Raw genomic sequence first — 654 nt, forward strand, 5'->3', positions numbered from 1 at the left:
CAACTATCCTGACACCGGGGGCACGCCATGCTTGCTGGCTGCCCCTCCCTCGACAAGATCAACAACCCTGTATCGCTTGCTGCCATCCACCAGTGTGGTGGTTTCAATTACTCTGAATCTTGCGTGCATGGGTGCTTTCTGTGCTGACATTGGTGACCTACAAGTACCGGCAAAAGGAAACGATTTCAACAATGGGACGGGCTTAAGCTGAGACAATTTATGACGGTGCACAGTGCTGTTGACGCGGACGCAGTGCTGAAGTAAGACTGACCCACCTCTAAATCTGCAGAAATCTCGCGTAGATAATTCGTTCCGGACGAACTGACTGGGTCAGTGACATCTTGGCAACTGGATCAGTTCGGCGTCGGCGCCAACAGACAGGATACCGTTTCCCCTTACGATAAGGGATAGGTAAACGGTTAAGGGGATACTATCAGGCGTTTCCAAATAGTTGGCTGTATAACTCATGTATGGTTTTCAATTCAATGAAGCTGCCTTTGTTCAATATGCGAATATTCGGCCTTTCTGATTTTAAACCGGCAGCATCACCTTTTGTGTGTTTGGCGGTTTTTAGATCCTCTAGACTGGCTAGTGGCTGGCCAGGGCTAGTACCAAAAAAATAATATGGCCCAAGCCCCCGGTGTCAGGATAGTT

Annotated in this window: 1 protein-coding gene; it reads left to right on the plus strand. The window is 48.9% G+C overall.

What is annotated here, in order from left to right:
* On the plus strand, positions 1-211 hold a 211-nt coding region (locus PMI22_RS31920), incomplete at its 5' end, for a hypothetical protein (RefSeq protein WP_238543913.1).
* Between the last annotated feature and the right edge of the window lie 443 nt (positions 212-654).

It is taken from the genome of Pseudomonas sp. GM21 (genome assembly GCF_000282215.1).
Lineage (GTDB): Bacteria > Pseudomonadota > Gammaproteobacteria > Pseudomonadales > Pseudomonadaceae > Aquipseudomonas.